This is a genomic window from Rhodococcus sp. MPR-R1B, assembly GCF_058793255.1.
This window is the reverse complement of the sequence record NZ_JBXAFO010000034.1, coordinates 23,326-41,608: the sequence shown is the minus strand read 5'-3', so window position 1 is coordinate 41,608 and position 18,283 is coordinate 23,326. Positions and strand designations below refer to the sequence as shown.

The 18,283-nt window shown below is 64.2% G+C and carries 17 protein-coding genes; 1 reads left to right on the top strand and 16 read right to left on the bottom strand.

Features of this window, described 5'->3' with window-relative positions; genetic code table 11:
* Positions 1-579, bottom strand: a complete 579-nt coding sequence (locus tag AC1Q61_RS29320) for a TetR/AcrR family transcriptional regulator (protein WP_042450812.1) — start codon at positions 577-579, stop codon at positions 1-3.
* A gap of 68 nt (positions 580-647) precedes the next feature.
* On the opposite strand from AC1Q61_RS29320, the gene AC1Q61_RS29315 reads away from it, so the two are divergent.
* Positions 648-1,223, top strand: a complete 576-nt coding sequence (locus tag AC1Q61_RS29315) for a dihydrofolate reductase family protein (RefSeq protein ID WP_042450814.1) — start codon at positions 648-650, stop codon at positions 1,221-1,223.
* On the opposite strand, the gene trmD is transcribed toward AC1Q61_RS29315, so the two are convergent.
* From trmD to mutM, 15 genes are all read right to left on the bottom strand, one after another.
* Complete coding sequence (trmD, locus tag AC1Q61_RS29310; RefSeq protein WP_003942745.1) at positions 1,220-1,924, bottom strand: tRNA (guanosine(37)-N1)-methyltransferase TrmD; 705 nt, start codon at positions 1,922-1,924, stop codon at positions 1,220-1,222. The genes AC1Q61_RS29315 and trmD overlap by 4 nt on opposite strands.
* Positions 1,925-1,933: 9 nt before the next feature.
* Positions 1,934-2,506, bottom strand: coding sequence for a ribosome maturation factor RimM (gene rimM / locus AC1Q61_RS29305; RefSeq protein WP_042924434.1), 573 nt, complete (start codon positions 2,504-2,506; stop codon positions 1,934-1,936).
* A 14-nt stretch (positions 2,507-2,520) separates the two neighbouring features.
* The gene (locus tag AC1Q61_RS29300) at positions 2,521-2,763 is read right to left on the bottom strand and encodes an RNA-binding protein (protein WP_003939023.1); all 243 of its coding nucleotides are present in this window, start codon (positions 2,761-2,763) and stop codon (positions 2,521-2,523) included.
* A complete protein-coding gene (rpsP, locus tag AC1Q61_RS29295) occupies positions 2,760-3,230 on the bottom strand; it encodes a 30S ribosomal protein S16 (RefSeq protein WP_003942818.1) in 471 nt (156 codons plus the stop codon). The genes AC1Q61_RS29300 and rpsP overlap by 4 nt, the downstream gene beginning before the upstream one ends.
* Positions 3,231-3,439: 209 nt before the next feature.
* Positions 3,440-4,522, bottom strand: coding sequence for an amidohydrolase family protein (locus tag AC1Q61_RS29290; protein ID WP_050656640.1), 1,083 nt, complete (start codon positions 4,520-4,522; stop codon positions 3,440-3,442).
* Between the two features lie 3 nt (positions 4,523-4,525).
* Positions 4,526-6,103, bottom strand: a complete 1,578-nt coding sequence (ffh, locus tag AC1Q61_RS29285; RefSeq protein WP_042924437.1) for a signal recognition particle protein — start codon at positions 6,101-6,103, stop codon at positions 4,526-4,528.
* A gap of 115 nt (positions 6,104-6,218) precedes the next feature.
* On the bottom strand, positions 6,219-8,726 hold the full coding sequence (locus AC1Q61_RS29280) for a [protein-PII] uridylyltransferase (RefSeq protein WP_003942689.1): 2,508 nt from the start codon (positions 8,724-8,726) through the stop codon (positions 6,219-6,221).
* Entirely contained in the window at positions 8,716-9,054 is a 339-nt protein-coding gene (locus tag AC1Q61_RS29275; RefSeq protein WP_003942772.1) for a P-II family nitrogen regulator, read from the bottom strand. Before AC1Q61_RS29275 ends, AC1Q61_RS29280 begins: the two co-directional genes overlap by 11 nt.
* A 56-nt stretch (positions 9,055-9,110) precedes the next feature.
* Positions 9,111-10,370, bottom strand: coding sequence for an ammonium transporter (locus AC1Q61_RS29270; RefSeq protein ID WP_051649690.1), 1,260 nt, complete (start codon positions 10,368-10,370; stop codon positions 9,111-9,113).
* A gap of 247 nt (positions 10,371-10,617) precedes the next feature.
* Complete coding sequence (gene ftsY, locus AC1Q61_RS29265) at positions 10,618-12,042, bottom strand: signal recognition particle-docking protein FtsY (RefSeq protein ID WP_211920385.1); 1,425 nt, start codon at positions 12,040-12,042, stop codon at positions 10,618-10,620.
* Positions 12,043-12,084: 42 nt separating this feature from the next.
* Positions 12,085-15,672: a chromosome segregation protein SMC gene (gene smc / locus AC1Q61_RS29260; protein WP_211920387.1), complete on the bottom strand. Its 3,588-nt coding sequence runs from the start codon at positions 15,670-15,672 to the stop codon at positions 12,085-12,087.
* A gap of 26 nt (positions 15,673-15,698) precedes the next feature.
* The gene (locus AC1Q61_RS29255; protein ID WP_007729313.1) at positions 15,699-15,983 is read right to left on the bottom strand and encodes an acylphosphatase; all 285 of its coding nucleotides are present in this window, start codon (positions 15,981-15,983) and stop codon (positions 15,699-15,701) included.
* 5 nt (positions 15,984-15,988) lie between these two features.
* Positions 15,989-16,912, bottom strand: a complete 924-nt coding sequence (locus AC1Q61_RS29250; protein ID WP_042924442.1) for an SMP-30/gluconolactonase/LRE family protein — start codon at positions 16,910-16,912, stop codon at positions 15,989-15,991.
* A complete protein-coding gene (locus tag AC1Q61_RS29245; protein WP_003942740.1) occupies positions 16,912-17,364 on the bottom strand; it encodes an OsmC family protein in 453 nt (150 codons plus the stop codon). Before AC1Q61_RS29245 ends, AC1Q61_RS29250 begins: the two co-directional genes overlap by 1 nt.
* A gap of 42 nt (positions 17,365-17,406) precedes the next feature.
* Complete coding sequence (gene mutM, locus AC1Q61_RS29240; protein WP_003942752.1) at positions 17,407-18,276, bottom strand: bifunctional DNA-formamidopyrimidine glycosylase/DNA-(apurinic or apyrimidinic site) lyase; 870 nt, start codon at positions 18,274-18,276, stop codon at positions 17,407-17,409.
* Positions 18,277-18,283 lie beyond the last annotated feature (7 nt).

Genomic DNA, 18,283 nt, shown 5'->3' with positions numbered 1-18,283 from the left:
CTACGATTCGCGGGGTAACGCTCGATCCACCGCCGCCTCGACGATCGTCCGAATATCTTCCTCTCCGAACAGGTCCGGCAATGTGAGTCGATCCAGTGCGAGCCAGTTCAGCGACAAATAGAGCAGGCGAACGGTCATCGCATCACCCGGCACGCCCGACGCCAGATGATTGGCTACGTTCAGATCGAAGTCTTCTCGGATGCGGACGGTCAGCACCGCTCGCAGGTCCGGTCGACGCGTCGCCTCCAGTCGCAACTCCATGAGCGCGAGGAAACCCGTTCCGAACGAGGTGACGCGCTCGACCACGTCGAGCATGAGCGTCACCAGGCGCTCACGATCGGTGCCGTTGACGGGATCGATCATCCCTTCGAGGTCCTCCGGAATCAGTCGCTCGTAGATCCGGCCACCCGCTTGAGTGAGCAGGTCGTCGCGATTGGAGAAGTAGTTCGACGCTGTCCCGTTCGGCACTGCTGCCTGGGCGTCGACGGCTCGAAACGTCAAGCCTCGAGCACCCTCTCGGGCCAACACCTCGATTGCCGCGTCGATCAGGGCAAGCCGGCGTTCCGGGTTCTTTCGCACTTGACATCACTCCTGACACGACCCTAAGTTAAACGACTACAAACATAGTACTACGAACGGAGCGTTATATGCGAAAGCTTGTGTACTACGTGGGAGCTTCCCTCGACGGATACATCGCGGGGCCTGGTGGCGAATTCGATTTCCTCCCGGTCTCCGAACAGATCACGGCCTGGATATGCGATCGATATCCTGAAACCGTGCCAACGCATGTGCGGCCCGCTCTCGGAATCGAGGACGCGCCCAACAGGACCTTCGACACGGTCGTCATGGGCCGCGGCTCCTACGAGCCCGGGCTGGCCGCCGGAGTGAAAAGCCCCTTCGCGCACCTGCGTCAGTTCGTCGTCTCCACAACCATCCCTGACGCCGAGGATCCCCCCGTCACCATCGTTCGCGCCGATCCGCTTGGGGTAGTCAGATCTCTGAAAGAGGAAGAAGGACAAGATATCTGGCTGTGTGGCGGCGGAACTCTCGCCGGCGAACTACTACCGGAGATCGACGAGTTGATCATCAAGAGGTATCCGGTAGTCGCCGGCGCAGGCATACCGATGATCAGAGGTAACTTCGAGCCGACACCGTTCACACCGACTGCAACCGAATCGCTCGACGACGGCGCAAGCATCACCTGGTTGAAGCGAAATACCTAAGGAAGAAGATCCGGTCGACGCTCGGCCGTGCGCTGCAGCGACTGCTCATGGCGCCACGCTTTGATCTTCGCGTGATCACCGGAGAGAAGCACCGGCGGAACTTCGAGGTCGCGCCACACAGCCGGGCGAGTGTAGCTAGGCCCTTCGAGAAGGCCGTCGGAAAACGAATCCTCTTGGTGTGAAAGCTGATTGCCGAGAACGCCGGGCATCAGTCGCACGACAGCCTCGACCATCACCAGCACGGCTGCTTCGCCGCCGATCAGGACGTAATCGCCGATGCTGACTTCTTCGACTCTGACCCGCTTGGCGGCGTCGTCGAAAACCCGTTGATCGATACCTTCGTATCGGCCGCAGGCGAAGACGAGGTGCTTGGCGTTGGACCAGCGGTGCGCGGTCTCCTGGGTGAACGGAACGCCGGCGGGAGTGGGCACCACCAGAATGGTCTCGGCATCATCGGGGCCGGAAGAATCGGAGCGCCCGATCACGTCGTCCAGTGCCGGGCCCCAGACGGTGGGTTTCATGACCATGCCGGGTCCGCCGCCATACGGAGAATCGTCGACGGCTTTGTGCACGTCATGGGTCCACGACCGAAGATCGTGGACGTCGACCGAGATCAAGCCACGTTCGATTGCCTTGCCCAGCAAGGCAGCACGAAGCGGTTCGAGATACTCGGGAAAGATGGTGACGACGTCGAGACGCATAACAAACGATCAGTCGTTGTCTGAGTTCGAATTGTCGCTGTTCGACTTGTCGCCGAAGTCCGGGTCGAGCAGTCCCTCGGGAGGCTCGATCACCACGACGCGGTCGGCGATCGACACCGAGGTGACGATGGCGGCGACAAACGGGATCAGCAATTCGCCGGATGCCTCACCGGTACGGCGAATCGAAAGCAATTCGCCTGCGGCGGAATGCAATACCTCGATGACCGAACCGACCTCGGCACCGTCCGTGAGGACGACCTTCAGTCCTTCGAGTTCGTGATCGTAGAACTCGTCCGGATCATCCGAAGGCTCGAGTTCGGAACTGTCGATGACAAACAGTGTGCCGCGCAACGCATCTGCGTCGCCACGGTCACTGACGCCTTCGAGGCGCAGCAGAAGCCGCCCGGAATGATCCCGGGCGGCTTCCACTGTGTACGACTTCAGTGTGGACTCGCGCGGCTTGCGCCCACGCAGCACGGAACCTACGGCAAAACGATCCTCGGGCTCGTCTGTACGAACCTCGACTACCAATTCACCTTTGATGCCATGCGACTTCGCGACACGACCGACTACGAGTTCCACCTGTTTACTGCCGTCTACTGATCGGTGTCGACGACATCAACACGGATACCGCGGCCACCGATGCCGGAGACCAAGGTCCGCAGAGCGGTCGCAGTGCGACCACCCCGACCGATGACCTTGCCGAGATCGTCTGGGTGCACGTGCACCTCGACGGTCCGTCCCCGACGTCCGGTGATCAGCTCGACGCGCACATCGTCGGGATTGGCGACGATGCCACGCACGAGATGCTCTACCGCATCAGCGACGACGGCACTCACTTGTCAGCAGCCTCGGCGTCTGCAGCGGGAGCCTCGGCGTCAGCCGCGGTGTCTTCTGCCTTGGCCTCGTCAGCCTTTGCAGCCTTCTTCTTCTTGGGGGTGATTGCTTCTGCAACCGGCTCGTTCTCGGCCTGCGCGAGCGCAGCCTGGAAGAGCTCGAGCTTGGTGGGCTTGGCTTCCTTGACGCGCAGGGTGCCTTCGGTGCCCGGCAGGCCCTTGAACTTCTGCCAGTCACCGGTGATCTTGAGGAGTGCCTCGACGGGCTCGGTGGGCTGTGCGCCCACGGACAGCCAGTACTGAGCGCGCTCGGAATCGATGTCGATCAGCGAGGGCTCTTCCTTGGGGTGGTACTTGCCGATGGTCTCGATCGCACGGCCGTCACGACGGGTGCGCGAGTCGGCGATGACAACGCGGTACTGAGCGTTGCGGATCTTGCCGAGGCGGGTGAGCTTGATTTTGACAGCCACAGCTGCAGTTCTCCTTCAGCGCGCACAACAGTGCTGCGCATGTCACGTGCAATTCAGCGACCCACACGATTTGTGAGCCCGGTTTTGCCTCTATCCTGTGACCGTCGCAGCGGTACGTAACCGGTTGCGACGAACAATGCTCCATTGTGCCAGATGGGTGGGCTCGTTCGGAAACCACCCTGTGCGCGCTTCGAGAGTGCGGGGACTCCCTAACCACTCACGGGGGTTCCGCGGAGGATCACACGCATCGGCTTCGCGAGCACATCGGGGTTTCCGCGCGGATCTTCGGAATAAACCACCAGGTCGGCGGGCGCTCCTTCTTCGATCCCCTGCGCACCCAGCCAACTCCGCGCGTCCCAGCAGGCTGCGCCCAGCGCCTGATGCGCCGTCAAACCGGCAACTTCGAGTTCGGCGATCTCGTCGGCGATCCGCCCGTGCCTGATCGATCCGCCGGCATCCGTTCCGGCATAGATCGGAATCCCGGCCTCGTGAGCGGCACCGATCGTCCGATGTCGACGAGCGTGCAGATCCCGCATGTGCGCCGCGTAGATCGGATACCGCGTGGCAGAGTCCGCGATCTCGGGGAAAGTTGCGATGTTGATCAGCGTCGGAACCAAGGCCGTGCCGTGAGCGACCATCAACTCGATGGTCGCGTCCGTCAATCCGGTGCCGTGCTCGATGCAGTCGATGCCGGCGTTGATCAGGCCGGGCAGAGCATCCTCGGCAAAGACGTGAGCGGTGACCCTTGCGCCTTCGGCATGGGCGGCAGCGATGGCCTCGACCAGAATCTCGTCGCTCCACAACGGGGCGAGGTCACCGATGGAACGATCGATCCAGTCCCCGACGAGCTTGACCCAACCGTCACCGGCGCGTGCCTGACGCACCACCTCGGCCGGCAACTGAGATTCGTCGTCCAGGTCGACCGGCAGGCCCGGGATGTACCGCTTCGGTGCGGCGATGTGCTGACCTGCGCGAATGATCCGCGGCAGATCGAGGCGCTCGTCGATGAACCTGGTGTCGACCGGCGATCCGGCGTCACGAAGCAACAGCACGCCCGCGTCACGTTCGGTCTTCGCCTGCCCCAGCAAGCCGTCGACGGTTTCGCCGCCGCCACCGCCGTAGCGGATACCGACGTGACAGTGCGCATCCACGAGACCCGGTGTGATCCAACCCGATTCGACGATCGTCTCCGCACCGGACACCGGCTCGAAGGAAATCAGCCCGTCGACGATCCACAATTCGATCGGCTCGGCATCGGGCAGACCGATACCCCGCAGATGAAGCGCAGCCACCGACTACTTCTTGGGCAGCTTGAGCTGGGAGAGATCGATGCCTTCCAGTCCGGGCGGCAACTGATCGAGACCCTTGGGCATGTTCGACAGGTCGGGCATGCCGGCCGGCATTCCGCCGGGCATACCCGGGAATCCGCCCATGCCGGGGAATCCTCCGCGCATCTTGGGCTGCGTCGGGCCCTTGCCGCCCTTCTTGCCCTTCTTGCCCTTCTTGCTGCGAACCTGCTTACGCGCGCCGGGCATGCCCATACGGCCGGCCATGGCAGCCATCATCTTGCGGGCTTCGAAGAAACGATCCACCAACTGGTTGACGTCGGAAACCTTGACGCCCGAACCGTTCGCGATGCGCAGTCGGCGTGAGGCGTTGATGATCTTCGGATCGTCGCGCTCGGCCGGCGTCATACCGCGGATGATGGCCTGAATGCGATCGAGTTGCTTCTCGTCGACGTTGGCAAGCGCGTCCTTCATGCCGCCGGCACCCGGCAGCATACCGAGGAGGTTGCCGATCGGGCCCATCTTGCGGACGGCCATCATCTGATCGAGGAAGTCTTCGAGGGTGAGCTGACCGGAACCGATCTTCGCTGCGGTGGCTTCGGCCTGATCGGCGTCGAAAACCTGCTCGGCCTGCTCGATGAGGCTCAGGACGTCGCCCATGCCGAGGATCCGGCTGGCCATGCGATCGGGATGGAAGACGTCGAAGTCTTCGAGCTTCTCGCCGGTGGAGGCGAAGAGGATCGGCTGGCCGGTGACCTCGCGGACGCTCAGCGCGGCACCACCGCGGGCGTCGCCGTCGAGCTTGGTGAGGACGACACCGGTGATGCCGACTCCCTCACGGAAAGCGTCGGCCGTGCTGACCGCGTCCTGACCGATCATGGCGTCGAGGACGAAGATGGTCTCGTCCGGGTTGACGGCGTCACGGATACCGGCGGCCTGCGCCATCAGCTCCGAGTCGATACCGAGGCGACCGGCGGTGTCGACGATCACGACGTCGTAATGCTTTTTGCGTGCTTCTTCGACGCCGGCGCGGGCGACCTCGACGGGGTCGGCTGCGGACACGCCCAGTGCGTTCTCGCCGCCGCCGATGGAGGTACCGGGATGCGGCGCGAAGACTGCGGCGCCTGCACGCTCACCGACGATCTGAAGCTGAGTGACGGCGCCGGGACGCTGAAGGTCACAGGCGACGAGGAGGGGCGTGTGCCCCTGATCCTTGAGCCACTTGGCCAACTTTCCGGCCAGCGTGGTCTTACCGGAACCCTGCAGACCGGCCAACATGATGACCGTCGGCGGAGTCTTGGCGAACTGCAGTCGACGAGTTTCGCCGCCGAGAACCTCGACCAGCTCTTCGTTGACGATCTTGACTACCTGCTGAGCCGGGTTCAGTGCACCCGAGACCTCGGCGCCCTTGGCGCGTTCCTTGATCTTGGCGATGAAGCTGCGCACTACGGGAAGCGCGACGTCGGCCTCGAGCAGGGCAAGGCGGATCTCGCGGGCCGTAGCGTCGATGTCGGCGCCGGACAGACGACCCTTGCCACGCAGATCCTTGAGAGATCCGGTCAATCTGTCGGAAAGGGATTCGAACACCGAGTGCGCTCCTGAAGGTCGTGCGAGTTAGCCGTGGATATTCTCGGGCACCAGCCTAGCCGCTACGCCCGCACCGATCCCAGCCGATGCGGGCGTAACTGCCGAAACCGGTCCGTCAATCCTCTTTCTTCTTGGGTTGTGGCACCGGAACCACCGCCAGCACCGCCTCCTCGACGCGCTCTCGCGCCGCGCGGGTATCGGCCTCACCGAAGTCGAGGCAGAACGCGTCGACCACCGAGGAACCCAAGGTGGCGACCTTCGCCCACCGGATGTCGGCTCCACTGTGTTCGAGTGCTGCGGCCAGTCGGCAGAGCAGGCCGACGCGGTCCTCGGTACGCAATTCGAGGATCGCCTGACCGTCACCGGGCGCGTCGAACCAGATGACCCGCGGTGGCGCCTGCGCATAGAGCACCGGAACCGCGGAATCCTTGTTGGTCTGGATCGGGTCGTCCCACTGCTCTGCCCGTGCCTCCTCGTCCTTCGCGTCGAGAAGTTCGAGCAAATTCAGTTCACCGGCCGAAGCCCGGATCAATTCCTGCCGGAGCAACACCGCCTGCGGGGGTGTGCCGAACCTCGGCGTCACGACAAACGAGTTGACCGCCGAACCTGCATGCGACCCCAGCGATGCGGAATGCACCCGCAAGGACTGCAGCGCCAGAACTCCGGCAGCCCGAGACAGCAGCCCGGGAGCGTCGGGCGCGATGACGGTCACGACGTAGGTGTGCGCATTCTCGGCCGGAACGAGCGAGACGTGAACCCCGCCCTCCTCGGCGATGGCCAATTGCTCGGGAGCGAGTGGATCGGGTTGCGGGAGCTCCTCCCCTGCCATCAGCAAACGACAACGACGCACCAGCTCGCCGATCAACGACGACTTCCAGTCGCCCCAGACACCAGGCCCGGTGGCCAGCGAATCCGCTTCCGCCAACGAATGCAGGAGATCGAGAAGGGTCCCGTCTCCCTCGAGTGCGTCGACCACTCGCTGCACGGTTGCCGGATCGTCGAGGTCGCGACGGGTGGCGGTTTCCGGCAACAGCAAGTGGTAGCGCACCATCGCCGTCAACGTCGCGACGTCGGAAGGCCAGAGTCCCAAGCGATTTCCGATCGCGGTGGCCAATTCGGCACCGACGACGCTGTGGTCTCCCCCTCGCCCCTTCCCGATGTCGTGGATCAACGCACCGAGCATGAGCAGATCCGGCCGAGCGACGCGAGTGGTGAATCCGCTTGCATACGCGGCGGTTTCGACCAGGTGCCGATCCACCGTCCACGTGTGGACGGCGTCGCGCGGCGGAAGATCGCGAATGGTCCCCCACTCCGGCAGGAGTCGACCCCAGAGCCCGGTCCGGTCCATCGCCTCGATCACCGGAACCGCACGCGATCCGGAACCCAGCACGACCAAGAGATCGTTGACTGCATTTTTCGGCCACGGCTCACGCAGTTCGGGGGCATTGTCTGCCAAGCGATTGAGCGTCGACGCGGAGATCGGCATGCCGTTGGTGGCCGCCGCTGCCGCGACCCGCATCACCAGACCGGGATCCTTCTTCGGTCTCGCATCGCGCGCCAGAACTACTTCGCCGGCATGCTCGACGACGCCCTCGTCCAGTGGCCGCCGCACCGGCGCGCGACGCAGCCGCGACAAACCACGCCGGGGCAAGGAGTTTCCGGCGGTACGGATACCGACGTCGACCGAATAGCTGATGGTGCGCGCCGATTCGCTGAGAAGGCGGGCCAGATCGAAGCGATCACCGATCCGTAGCGCCGCACCGATTTCGTCGGCGTCCTGTGCTCGCAGTTGGTCGCGGGCGCGACCGGCAACGCGGTGAAGTTCGGTGCGCACGTCGAGCAACCGCCTGTGCGCAAGTGCCAGACCGCCGCCGGGCGAGTTGGGTCCCAGCCCTGGCATCCCGTCGGTCAATTGCGCGATGGACAGGGCGTTGAGCAGTTGGACGTCTCGCAGCCCGCCACGACCGCTCTTGAGATCCGGTTCGGCGCGATGGGCGATCTCGCCGCTGCGCTCCCACCTCGTACGGGTCTGGGTGATCAATTCGTCGAATCGGCTGCGGATGTCCATGCGCCACTGTCGTCGGACACCACTGATCAACAAGTTGCTCAGCTCCACGTCGCCGGCAATGTGGCGTGCTTCGAGCATTCCGAGTGCTGCCGTCATGTCGGTGGCCGCAACCTGAAGCGCCTGCGGAAGCGTCCGCACGCTGTGGTCGAGTTTGATGTGCGCGTCCCACAGCGGGTACCACAGGCTGTCCGCGACCTGGGCCACGACCGCCGGGTCCATGTCGTCGTGCAGCAGAATCAGATCGAGATCGGAATACGGCAGCAGTTCGCGTCGGCCGAGACCACCCACGGCGACGATGGCAAACCCACAATCCGGTTTGATGCCCAGTTCGGTCCCCTTGGTGGTCAACCAGAATTCGTGCAGATCGACCAGTGCATGTCGCAGCGCGGGGGCGTCGAGCCTCCTGTTCTTGACGCCTCCGGTGAGTAGGGCCTTGCGTGCGCGGGCCAGGTCCGCAGCTTCGTCGGATCCCCCTGACGAGACCGGCCCTGGCCCCGTCGCTTTCGCGACGGAACCAGGGCCGAAGTTCTCGGACCCTTTCGGGTCAGAGTGCATCGCCACCGCGTTCCCCGGTGCGAACCCGGATGACCGACTCGACTGGCGAGACCCACACCTTGCCGTCACCGATCTTGCCGGTTCGAGCGGCCTCGACGATCACCTCGACCACCTTGTCAACGGCCGCGTCGTCGACGACGACCTCGACCCGGACCTTGGGTACGAAGTCCACGGAGTACTCCGCGCCTCGGTACACCTCGGTGTGGCCCTTCTGTCGGCCGTAGCCCTGAACTTCGCTGACTGTCATACCCAGCACTCCGGCCTGCTCGAGTCCGGTCTTGACGTCCTCGAGCGTGAACGGCTTGACGATTGCTGTGATCAGCTTCATGTGCTCATCCCTTTCCAAACTCTGAAGTGCCTGAATTCACTTTAATCACGTGCTGATCACGCGAGGTCGTATGCGGTCTCTGCGTGTTCGGTCTCATCGATGCCGCGTGCCTCGTCCTCGGCCGAGATTCGCCAGCCCAGGGGCTTGAGTGCGAAGCCGATGATCGTCGTCAGAACGCCGGTGAAGACGAGTGCTGCGAGTGCGATCACGATCTGAACCACCAGTTGCTTGTAGTCGCCGCCGTAGAAGAGGCCGGTTGCGGTGCCGAAGAATCCGATACCGATCGTGCCCCACAGGCCGGAGACAAGGTGAACACCGACGACGTCGAGCGAGTCGTCGAAGCCGAAGCGGAACTTCAGGCCGACTGCGAGAGCGGACAGGATGCCGGCTACTGCCCCGAGGAAGATGGAACCGACCGGGTTGAGCGCACCGGCAGCAGGGGTGATGGCGACCAGACCGGCGACCGCACCGGAAGCTGCGCCGAGGCTGGTGGCGTGGCCGTCACGAATACGCTCGGTAGCGAGCCAGGCCAGGACTGCGGCACACGTCGCGGTGGTCGTGTTGACCCAGGCGAGACCGGCGTTACCGTCGGCGGCGAATGCCGAGCCGGCGTTGAAGCCGAACCAACCGAACCAGAGGAGTGCGGCGCCGAGCATCACGAAGGGCAGGTTGTGCGGACGGAAGGCGGTCTTGCCGAAGCCGAGACGCTTGCCGACGATGAGTGCGAGGACCAGACCGGCCATACCCGCGTTGATGTGAACGACTGTGCCACCGGCGAAGTCGATCGGAGCGACGTTGGCGACGGTGACTCCGTCGTCGTTGACCGTGGTGCCGAAGAGCTTTGCCGCGATGCCGTCCTCGGAGCCCGAGAGGAGTCCGCCGCCCCACACCATGTGTGCGAGCGGGAAGTAGACGACGGTGACCCAGATACCCGAGAACAGGAGCCAGGTGCCGAACTTGACCCGCTCGGCCAGGGCACCACTGATGAGGGCGGTGGTGATGATCGCGAATGTCACCTGGAACGCGATGTCGATGACGTTGGGGTAGCCCCAGGCGCCGGCGATGAAGTTGCCGTCAGCATCGGTGATGCTGTTCTTGAGGCCGAAGAACTCGAACGGGTTGGCAAAAATGCCCCCGATGTTCTCAGAGCCGTAGGACATCGACCATCCCCACAGAACGTAGATGACGCCGATGACGGCCATGGCCCCGAAGGACATCATCATCATGTTCAGGACGGACTTGGACCGAGACATCCCGCCGTAGAAGAAAGCGAGGCCGGGTGTCATCAGCAAGACCAGAGATGCAGCCATCAGCATCCATGCGGCGTTACCGGAGTTCGCCAACAAATCGTCGGTACTCACTTACTACCTCCTAGTCGCACGTGCCGGGCAGCACGTCGTTAAGGAGAAGAGTGCTGGGCTGGTGTTTCGTCCATGGCGCTGTCGCGTTTCGCAGACGTGAACCAATTGCCCAACTTTGTTGCAAACAGGTTTCGCCAGGGAGTTCTACCGCCCCTGTGCGCCTTTTCGGTAGTTCGCGCTACCAAAAAGGCGCACGGGGGCGTCAGCCCAGGAGGGCGTCGACGAACGCACCCGGCTCGAAGGGCGCCAGGTCGTCGGCACCTTCACCGAGACCGACCAACTTCACCGGCACACCCAGTTCATGCTGAACCTGGAAGACGATTCCGCCCTTGGCGGTTCCGTCCAGCTTGGTCAGTACGACGCCGGTGATGTCCACGACCTCCGCGAACACTCGAGCCTGCGCCAATCCGTTCTGGCCGACCGTCGCATCGAGAACCAGCAGAACGTCGTCGACCGAGGCCTTCTTCTCGATAACCCGCTTGACCTTGCCGAGCTCGTCCATCAGACCGGTCTTGGTGTGCAGACGGCCGGCGGTGTCGATCAGGACCACGTCGACGCCGTCCGCGATGCCCCGTGAGACCGCGTCGAAGGCAATCGCAGCGGGATCGCCACCCTCCTTGCCACGAACAACTTCAGCGCCGACACGCTCAGCCCACGTCTGGAGCTGATCGGCGGCGGCGGCGCGGAACGTGTCCGCGGCACCGAGCACGACGCGACGACCGTCGGCGACGAGCACGCGAGCCAGCTTGCCGGTGGTGGTTGTCTTGCCGGTCCCGTTGACGCCGACGACGAGCAGAACAGCCGGGTGATCATCGTGCGGCAATGCGCGGATGGAGCGGTCCAGTTCGGGACGCAGTTCGGCGATCAACACCTCGCGCAGAAGGGCGCGGGCGGCAGCCTCGGTCCGGACGCTGCGGGCCGCCATCTGCTCACGAAGCTTCGTGACGACCTTTTCCGTGGTCGCGGAGCCGAGGTCTGCGATGAGGAGGGTGTCCTCGACTTCTTCCCACGAGTCCTCGTCCAGATCGCCGCCACCGAGCAGACCCAGCAAGCTCTTGCCGACTGCTGACTGCGAGCGGGAAAGGCGCCCGCGCAGTCGGTCCAGCCGACCCTCGGTCGGGTCGATCTCGTCCAGCACGCGCGGTGCAGGCTCGACTGGCGCGGGAACGACGACGGGCTCGGGAACGACAGGTTCTTCGACAACCGGTTCTGCTACCGGCGCCTCTTCTACTACCGGCTCTTCGACAACCGGCTCCTCGACGGCGGCCGGCTTCTCCGCAACAGGTTCTTCGACAACCGGTTCCGCGACAGTTGGTTCCTCGATAACCGGTTCTTCGACGATCGGTTTTTCGACGACAGGTTCTTCGACGACGGGCGGCTTCTCGGCGACCGGCGGTGTCGGAACCACCGGAGGTGGCGCCGTTGCCGTCGACCCCTGACTGAAGTTGAACCCGCCACCGGCCTTGTAGCCGCCTGACTTGTCCTTCTCGGGGGCGCCGAGCTCCGGCTTCGTCTCGGGCGCCTTCAGCGATACCTGCCCCTTGCGGTAGCGCAGGAATCCGGCAACGAGAACGACGAGTAGTACGGCCGCTACAGCCGCGATGATGATCCAAGCCTGGGTAGTCACCGGCCCATTGTTTCAGGCTCCGACCCGGAAAGTGAGCAGGGCTTACGTCGAGGCCATGTCTTGACCGCGAAGTCGCTGCGAAATCACGGTGGTGATGCCGTCGCCGCGCATGCTGACGCCGTACAACGCATCGGCGATTTCCATCGTCGGTTTCTGGTGAGTGATCACGATCAACTGCGACTTCTCCCGCAATTGTTCGAAGAGTCCGATCAGCCGCCGCAGGTTGGTGTCGTCCAACGCCGCCTCGACTTCGTCCATCACGTAGAACGGGGACGGGCGTGCCCGGAAGATCGCGACCAGCATGGCCACCGCGGTCAACGACTTCTCGCCGCCCGACAGCAACGACAACCGTTTGACCTTCTTACCGGGCGGACGCGCCTCGACTTCGATGCCGGTGGTGAGCATGTCCGAGGGATCGGTGAGGACCAGCCGCCCTTCTCCCCCGGGAAACAATTTCTCGAACACTCCCACGAACTCACGCTCGACGTCGGCATAGGCCTCGGTGAACACCTGCAGAATTCGTGCGTCGACGTCTGCGACCACAGCAAGAAGGTCCTTGCGTGCGGTCTTGACGTCCTCGAGCTGAGTGGAGAGGAAGGTGTACCGCTCCTCGAGAGCTGCGAATTCCTCGAGCGCCAGCGGATTAACCTTGCCGAGGGTGGCGAGGTCCTTCTCGGCCCGCTTGGCGCGCCGTTCCTGAGTCGCGCGGTCGTACGGAAGCGGAGCGGGGGCGGTGACCTGCTCCCCACGCTCCTTGGCCTGCTCGTACTCCTCGATTTCGAGAGCGGTCGGCGGCAGTTCGACCTCGGGCCCGTACTCGGCGATCAGATCGTCGAGGCCGATACCGTACTGATCGAGGATCGACTCCTCGAGTTGTTCGATGCGCAGCGCTGCCTGTGCCTTCGCTACCTCGTCGCGGTGGACGGCGTCGGTGAGCGAAGCGAGTTGTCCGGTCAGTGCTCGGACTGTCTCGCGGACCTGATCCAGCTTGGCCGTGCACTCGGCGCGGGCCCGAGCCAACTCGTCACGGTGGGCAAGAGCCGCGGCGACGACGGTCTCGAGTTCGACCGCCACGCGCTGTCCCGATTCGGCGACGGCAGCTGCGACCTCCGCAGCGTGCGCCCTGGCGCGCAGAGCCCGTTCGGCGCGGATCCGCGCTTCTCGTTCGGCGGCCGCGGCACGGCGAAGCGAATCAGCCTTTCCGCGAACGGATTCCGCACGTTCTTCGGCGGTTCGTACGGCAAGGCGAGCATCCATTTCGACGATGCGCACTTCGGCGAGCGCTGCTGCGGCCATTTCACGATCGGCAGCGGTCGATTCCGCGCCGTGTCCCGGCGCACTGCCGTCGGTTTCGGCGACGCGCAGACGTTCCTCCAGATCCGCGAGCTTTGTCAGCGACTCCCCGCGGCCCTCCTCGGCACGCACTCGCTGGGCGGTCAACCGCTCGGATTCCGCGTGGGCGACTCGTGCTGCCTGCCCCAATCTGCCCAACTGCTCGTAGATGGCGGACATGGCGGCGTCCGACTCGTTGAGCGCTGCCAAAGTTTGCTCCGCGGTCTCGCGTCGAGCGGCCTGTTCGGCCAGAGCGCCGGACAGCGCCGCGTCGAGTTCCTCGGATCGGCTCTCCGTTGCCGCCAGTTCCGCTGCTGACGCGTCGATCGCCGCCTGCACCTCGAGCGTGCTCGGTTGCCGATCCGAGCCACCGATCATCCACCCCGAACCGTGCAGATCGCCAGAACGCGTCACTGCGCGAATTCCCTTGTGGTCAGCAACAACTCGAATCGCGTCATCGAGAGTCTCGACCAGGACGACGCCATCGAGGATGGCGGTCAATCCGGCACGCAACTCGTCAGGGCAGTCGATGACGTCGACGGCCGGACGACTACCCGGCGCGATCTCGGCCTCGCGCTTGATCGCCGGTTCACCGCTCACGATCAGTGATGCACGTCCACCGTCCTGATCGGCCAGTGCTGTGACAGCGGAGCGAGCAGAGTCCAGCGACTGCGCCACGACGGCGTCCGCCGCCGGCCCCATCGCGGCAGCGATCGCGGCCTCGTAGCCGGGTTCGACGTGAATCAATCCGACCAGCGAGGTGATGCCGTCGTCGCCGCGGTGTTCGAGCAGCCAGCCGCCACCGTCCTTGCGCTGCAAACCCATCGACAGTGCCTCGATGCGCGCCCGGAGCGAAGCGATGCGTTGCCCGCTCGTTTTTTCTTCCTCACGAAGCTCTTCGACGCGCGCGTCGATCATCTCGAGAGCCTCGATGGCGCGTTCGTGATTGGTATCGAGGCCGACTTCACCGGCGTCGAGGTCCCCGATGCTTTCTTGCACCGTGTCGAACTCGGCCTGTGCGGCATCGCCACGCAGACGAGCCTCGTCGATCGCCTCGGTCAGCCGAGACACTTCCGCGTCGACGGATTCGACGCGGGTACGCAGAGTGTCGACCTGACCGGAGAGTCGAGCAAGACCTTCACGGCGGTCGGCGACGGCACGAACTTCCGCCATGTGCGCCCGTTCCGCTTCTGCTGCAGCATCTTCGGTGGCTGCGAGCTGGTCCCGAGCAGCTTCCGACGCCGCTCGCGCGATTTCGACGCCTTCGAGGAGTTCGGCCTCCTCGGCAGCAAGACGTTCGGCGCGCGCCTCCATCTCGTCCGGGTCCTGGCCGCGGTTGCCGACGGGTTCGGAGTCGAGATGACGCGCACGCTCGCGGGCGATGCGCACAGTGGCGTTCACGCGTTCGGCAAGCGCGGAAAGCTGGAACCAACTCTGTGCAGCCGCTTCCGATCCCGGAGTCAGACGAGCGAGAGCTTGCTCCTGGCGCCCGAGTTCGAGGTTGGCCTCGTCGAGCGCAGCCGCCACCTGGTTGTGCTGTTCACGGGCCGCTTTCTCGTCCTGCGCCTGGTCGTTCAACTGGTTTCGACGGGTCACCAGATCGTCAGCGGCCAGACGCATCTTTGCATCACGCAGGTCAGCCTGGACCGTCTGTGCTCGCCGAGCAACCTCGGCTTGGCGTCCCAGCGGTTTGAGTTGCCGACGCAGTTCCGCGGTGAGGTCACTGAGGCGAGCGAGATTGGCCTGCATGGAATCGAGTTTGCGCACCGCTTTTTCCTTGCGGCGGCGATGTTTGAGGACTCCCGCGGCTTCTTCGATGAAGGCGCGTCGATCTTCGGGACGGGATTCGAGGATCGCGGCGAGCCGTCCCTGCCCGACGATGACATGCATTTCGCGGCCGATGCCGGAGTCGCTGAGCAGTTCCTGGACGTCCATCAGACGGCAGGACGAGCCGTTGATCTCGTACTCCCCCGCGCCGTCGCGGAACATGCGGCGCGTGATCGACACCTCGGAGTACTCGATCGGGAGCGCCCCGTCGGCGTTGTCGATGGTCAAGGTCACCTCGGCGCGGCCCAGCGGCGCGCGGCCGGAGGTGCCGGCAAAGATGACATCTTCCATCTTGCCGCCGCGCAGGGCCTTGGCGCCCTGCTCGCCCATCACCCAGGTCAACGCATCGACGACGTTGGATTTACCCGAGCCGTTCGGGCCGACCACACAGGTAATTCCCGGCTCGAACCGAAGAGTCGTTGCCGACGCAAAGGATTTGAATCCCTTGAGTGTCAGACTCTTGAGGTGCATGGGGGGAAACTTTACCGCCAAATCGGTCAGCGTTCGACGAACCCTGTCAGGTCGCCCCTTGCGGTGTCCCAGCTGTCGACCACGAGATCCACCGTGCCCGGGGTAGTGCCGGAGCGCAGCAGCTCCACCAATCGCTCGAGCTGCGTGCGTTGGCCTTCCGCCACGACGAGCACTCGACCGTCACGCTGATTGGACGCATATCCGATCAATCCGAGTTCGAGAGCGCGGGCCCTGGTCCACCACCGGAACCCGACGCCTTGAACGTATCCGTGAACCCACGCCGTCAACCGCACGGGCGCTGCCTCAGCCATGACGCTCAGCCCGCCACACGTTCGAGACGGTGAACGTCACCCAGGAAACCGGTGGTGTAGAGCGCGTTGGGATCCCAGCCCGGTCCGGCGCCGAACTTGACCGCGGATGTGAACGGCAGACCCGAGGCGATCTCACACGAAGATCCCGAATCCGGATCGACGCGAACAACTTTGCCGCCGGCATTGAATGCGACGTACAACGCGCCGTCCGGTCCGACGGTCAGATCGTCCGCCATGTTTGCCGGACCGAACCCGGGGAGCGTGATCGTTCGCACCGGCCCGCCCAGATCGTTTGCGTCGAGGATGTGGACGGCGGTGACCATGTCGAAGGTCGTGCTCACGTAGATCGTCGAACCGGAGCGTGCGAGGCCGTCGACGGTGCCGAGGTCTTCACGAACGATCGAACTGCTTCCGTCACTGTTGACGACCGTGAGCCCCGGCCTGGTGAGTGTGCGGGCAGTGAGGAAACGGTTATCGTCCAGCTGCACAAGCCCGTTCGGCATCACCAGACCGTCGGCGATCGTTGTCACCGACCCGTCTGCGACGTCGACCTTGCGGAGGCTGCCGTCGGCGATTCCGAACAGTCCCGAGACAGTCGAGTTGCCCGTGGTGAAGTACACGGATCCCTCACGCGCGACCAGACCGCCAGATCCGGTGACGTCACCGACCAAAGTTGTCCGTGTTCCGTCCGGCGCTACTTTCAGCAGTGCACCCGGCCCGATCAGAGCCGACTGCGACAACACCATCGATCCGTTGCCGTCGAATTCGAGGTTCTCGAGCATTCCGGCACCAGTCGCCACGACGCTCGACGTCCATGTGCCGCAACTACCGGCCGAGCGGTCGGCCGGGACCGAGGCCTGCGCTGGAGCACTCAGCGCCACAACGGAACCCAGTGCGATCGCAGCGACAACGCTGCCGGCGCGGAACATCAGGCTTCCGTGTCGAACGACAGAGTGACCTTGGTTCCGGCCTTGAGCGTGCGCCCGACCGTGCATACCTTGTCCACGGAACGCTCGACGAGAGTGATGAGGCGCTGCTGTGCCTCGGCATCCAACTCGCTGAGATCGAGCTCGAGGACCTCGTCGAGCTGCGGGTAGACCTCGTTTTCACGATCGGCGGCTCCGGACACTCGGACCGTCGCGTCGTAGTTGTCACCGAGCCGGCGCGAGATCGGGAAGTCGGAGCTCATCCCGGTGCATGCGGCCAGTGCAATTTTGAGGAGTTCGCCGGGCGTGAAGACTCCTGGCACCGATTCGGAGCCGATGAGAACCTCTGCGCCGCGCGAACTCTTGCCGGTGTAGAGGCGGGTTCCGGTTCGTTCGACCCAAAGCTCCGTGTGAGCCGGGGCGGTTGCAGTGGTGTCGGGAGTCTGTTCAGCCATGACGCAATCTTGCCACTCCGCCGAACCGAAGGGGTGGGAGACCTAGGCGATTCGCCGTGCCCTCGGGGTCGGCTGGCACCGCGGGCAACTGAACGACGATCGATTCATGAACTTCTCACGCTTGATCGGCGCGCCGCATCGTGGGCACGGGAGGTTTTCCTGCCCGTACGCCGACAGCGACCGGTCGAAGTAGCCCGATTCCCCGTTGACGTTCACGTACAGCGCGTCGAAGGACGTACCGCCCTGATCGAGCGCTTCACCCATCACCGAGTGTGCCGCGGTCAACAGTTCTCGAAGTTTGGGCCTGGTAAGCGTTTCGGCGATTCGGTTGCCGTGAATCTTGGCGCGCCACAATGATTCGTCGGCGTAGATGTTTCCGATTCCGGAGACCACCGTCTGGTCGAGAATCGCGCGCTTGATCTCGGTGTGCTTGCCCCGCAGGACTTTCACGACGGATTCGAGATCGAACGCCGCATCCATGGGATCGCGAGCGATGTGCGCCACCGACTCGGGCAGCATCGTTCCGTCGACCTCGACGAGGGGTGAAATCGACCAGCCACCGAAGGTCCGCTGATCGACGAATCGAAGATCGGCCCCGGAATCGAGGGCCAACCGAATGCGTAGGTGCTTTTCCCAGTCGACTGTCGGGGGTTGGACCAGCATCTGTCCGCTCATCCCGAGATGAACCACCAGTCCGACACCGGCAGGCTCGAGAACCAGCCACAGGTACTTGCCGCGACGCTCTGCCGAAGCGATGGTCTGCCCGGTGAGTTGGCCGATCAAGTCCTCGGAACCGAGAATGTGGCGCCTGATCGCGCGGGGATGGAGTACCTCGACGGCCTCGATCGCCGCACCTACAGCATGAGACTGTAGGCCGCGGCGAACGACTTCGACTTCGGGAAGCTCAGGCAAGAGTGAA

Excerpts from the sequence above, each read along its gene's own strand:
- AC1Q61_RS29270 (WP_051649690.1), bottom strand. The coding sequence starts at position 10,370 with ATGCTGATGGCTGCATCTCTGGTCTTGCTGATGACACCCGGCCTCGCT.
- AC1Q61_RS29280 (WP_003942689.1), bottom strand. The coding sequence starts at position 8,726 with ATGCACTCTGACCCGAAAGGGTCCGAGAACTTCGGCCCTGGTTCCGTC.
- smc (WP_211920387.1), bottom strand. The coding sequence starts at position 15,672 with ATGCACCTCAAGAGTCTGACACTCAAGGGATTCAAATCCTTTGCGTCG.
- AC1Q61_RS29245 (WP_003942740.1), bottom strand. The coding sequence starts at position 17,364 with ATGGCTGAACAGACTCCCGACACCACTGCAACCGCCCCGGCTCACACG.
- trmD (WP_003942745.1), bottom strand. The coding sequence starts at position 1,924 with ATGCGTCTCGACGTCGTCACCATCTTTCCCGAGTATCTCGAACCGCTT.
- AC1Q61_RS29250 (WP_042924442.1), bottom strand. The coding sequence starts at position 16,912 with ATGTTCCGCGCCGGCAGCGTTGTCGCTGCGATCGCACTGGGTTCCGTT.
- AC1Q61_RS29275 (WP_003942772.1), bottom strand. The coding sequence starts at position 9,054 with ATGAAGCTGATCACAGCAATCGTCAAGCCGTTCACGCTCGAGGACGTC.
- AC1Q61_RS29315 (WP_042450814.1), top strand. The coding sequence starts at position 648 with ATGCGAAAGCTTGTGTACTACGTGGGAGCTTCCCTCGACGGATACATC.
- AC1Q61_RS29255 (WP_007729313.1), bottom strand. The coding sequence starts at position 15,983 with ATGGCTGAGGCAGCGCCCGTGCGGTTGACGGCGTGGGTTCACGGATAC.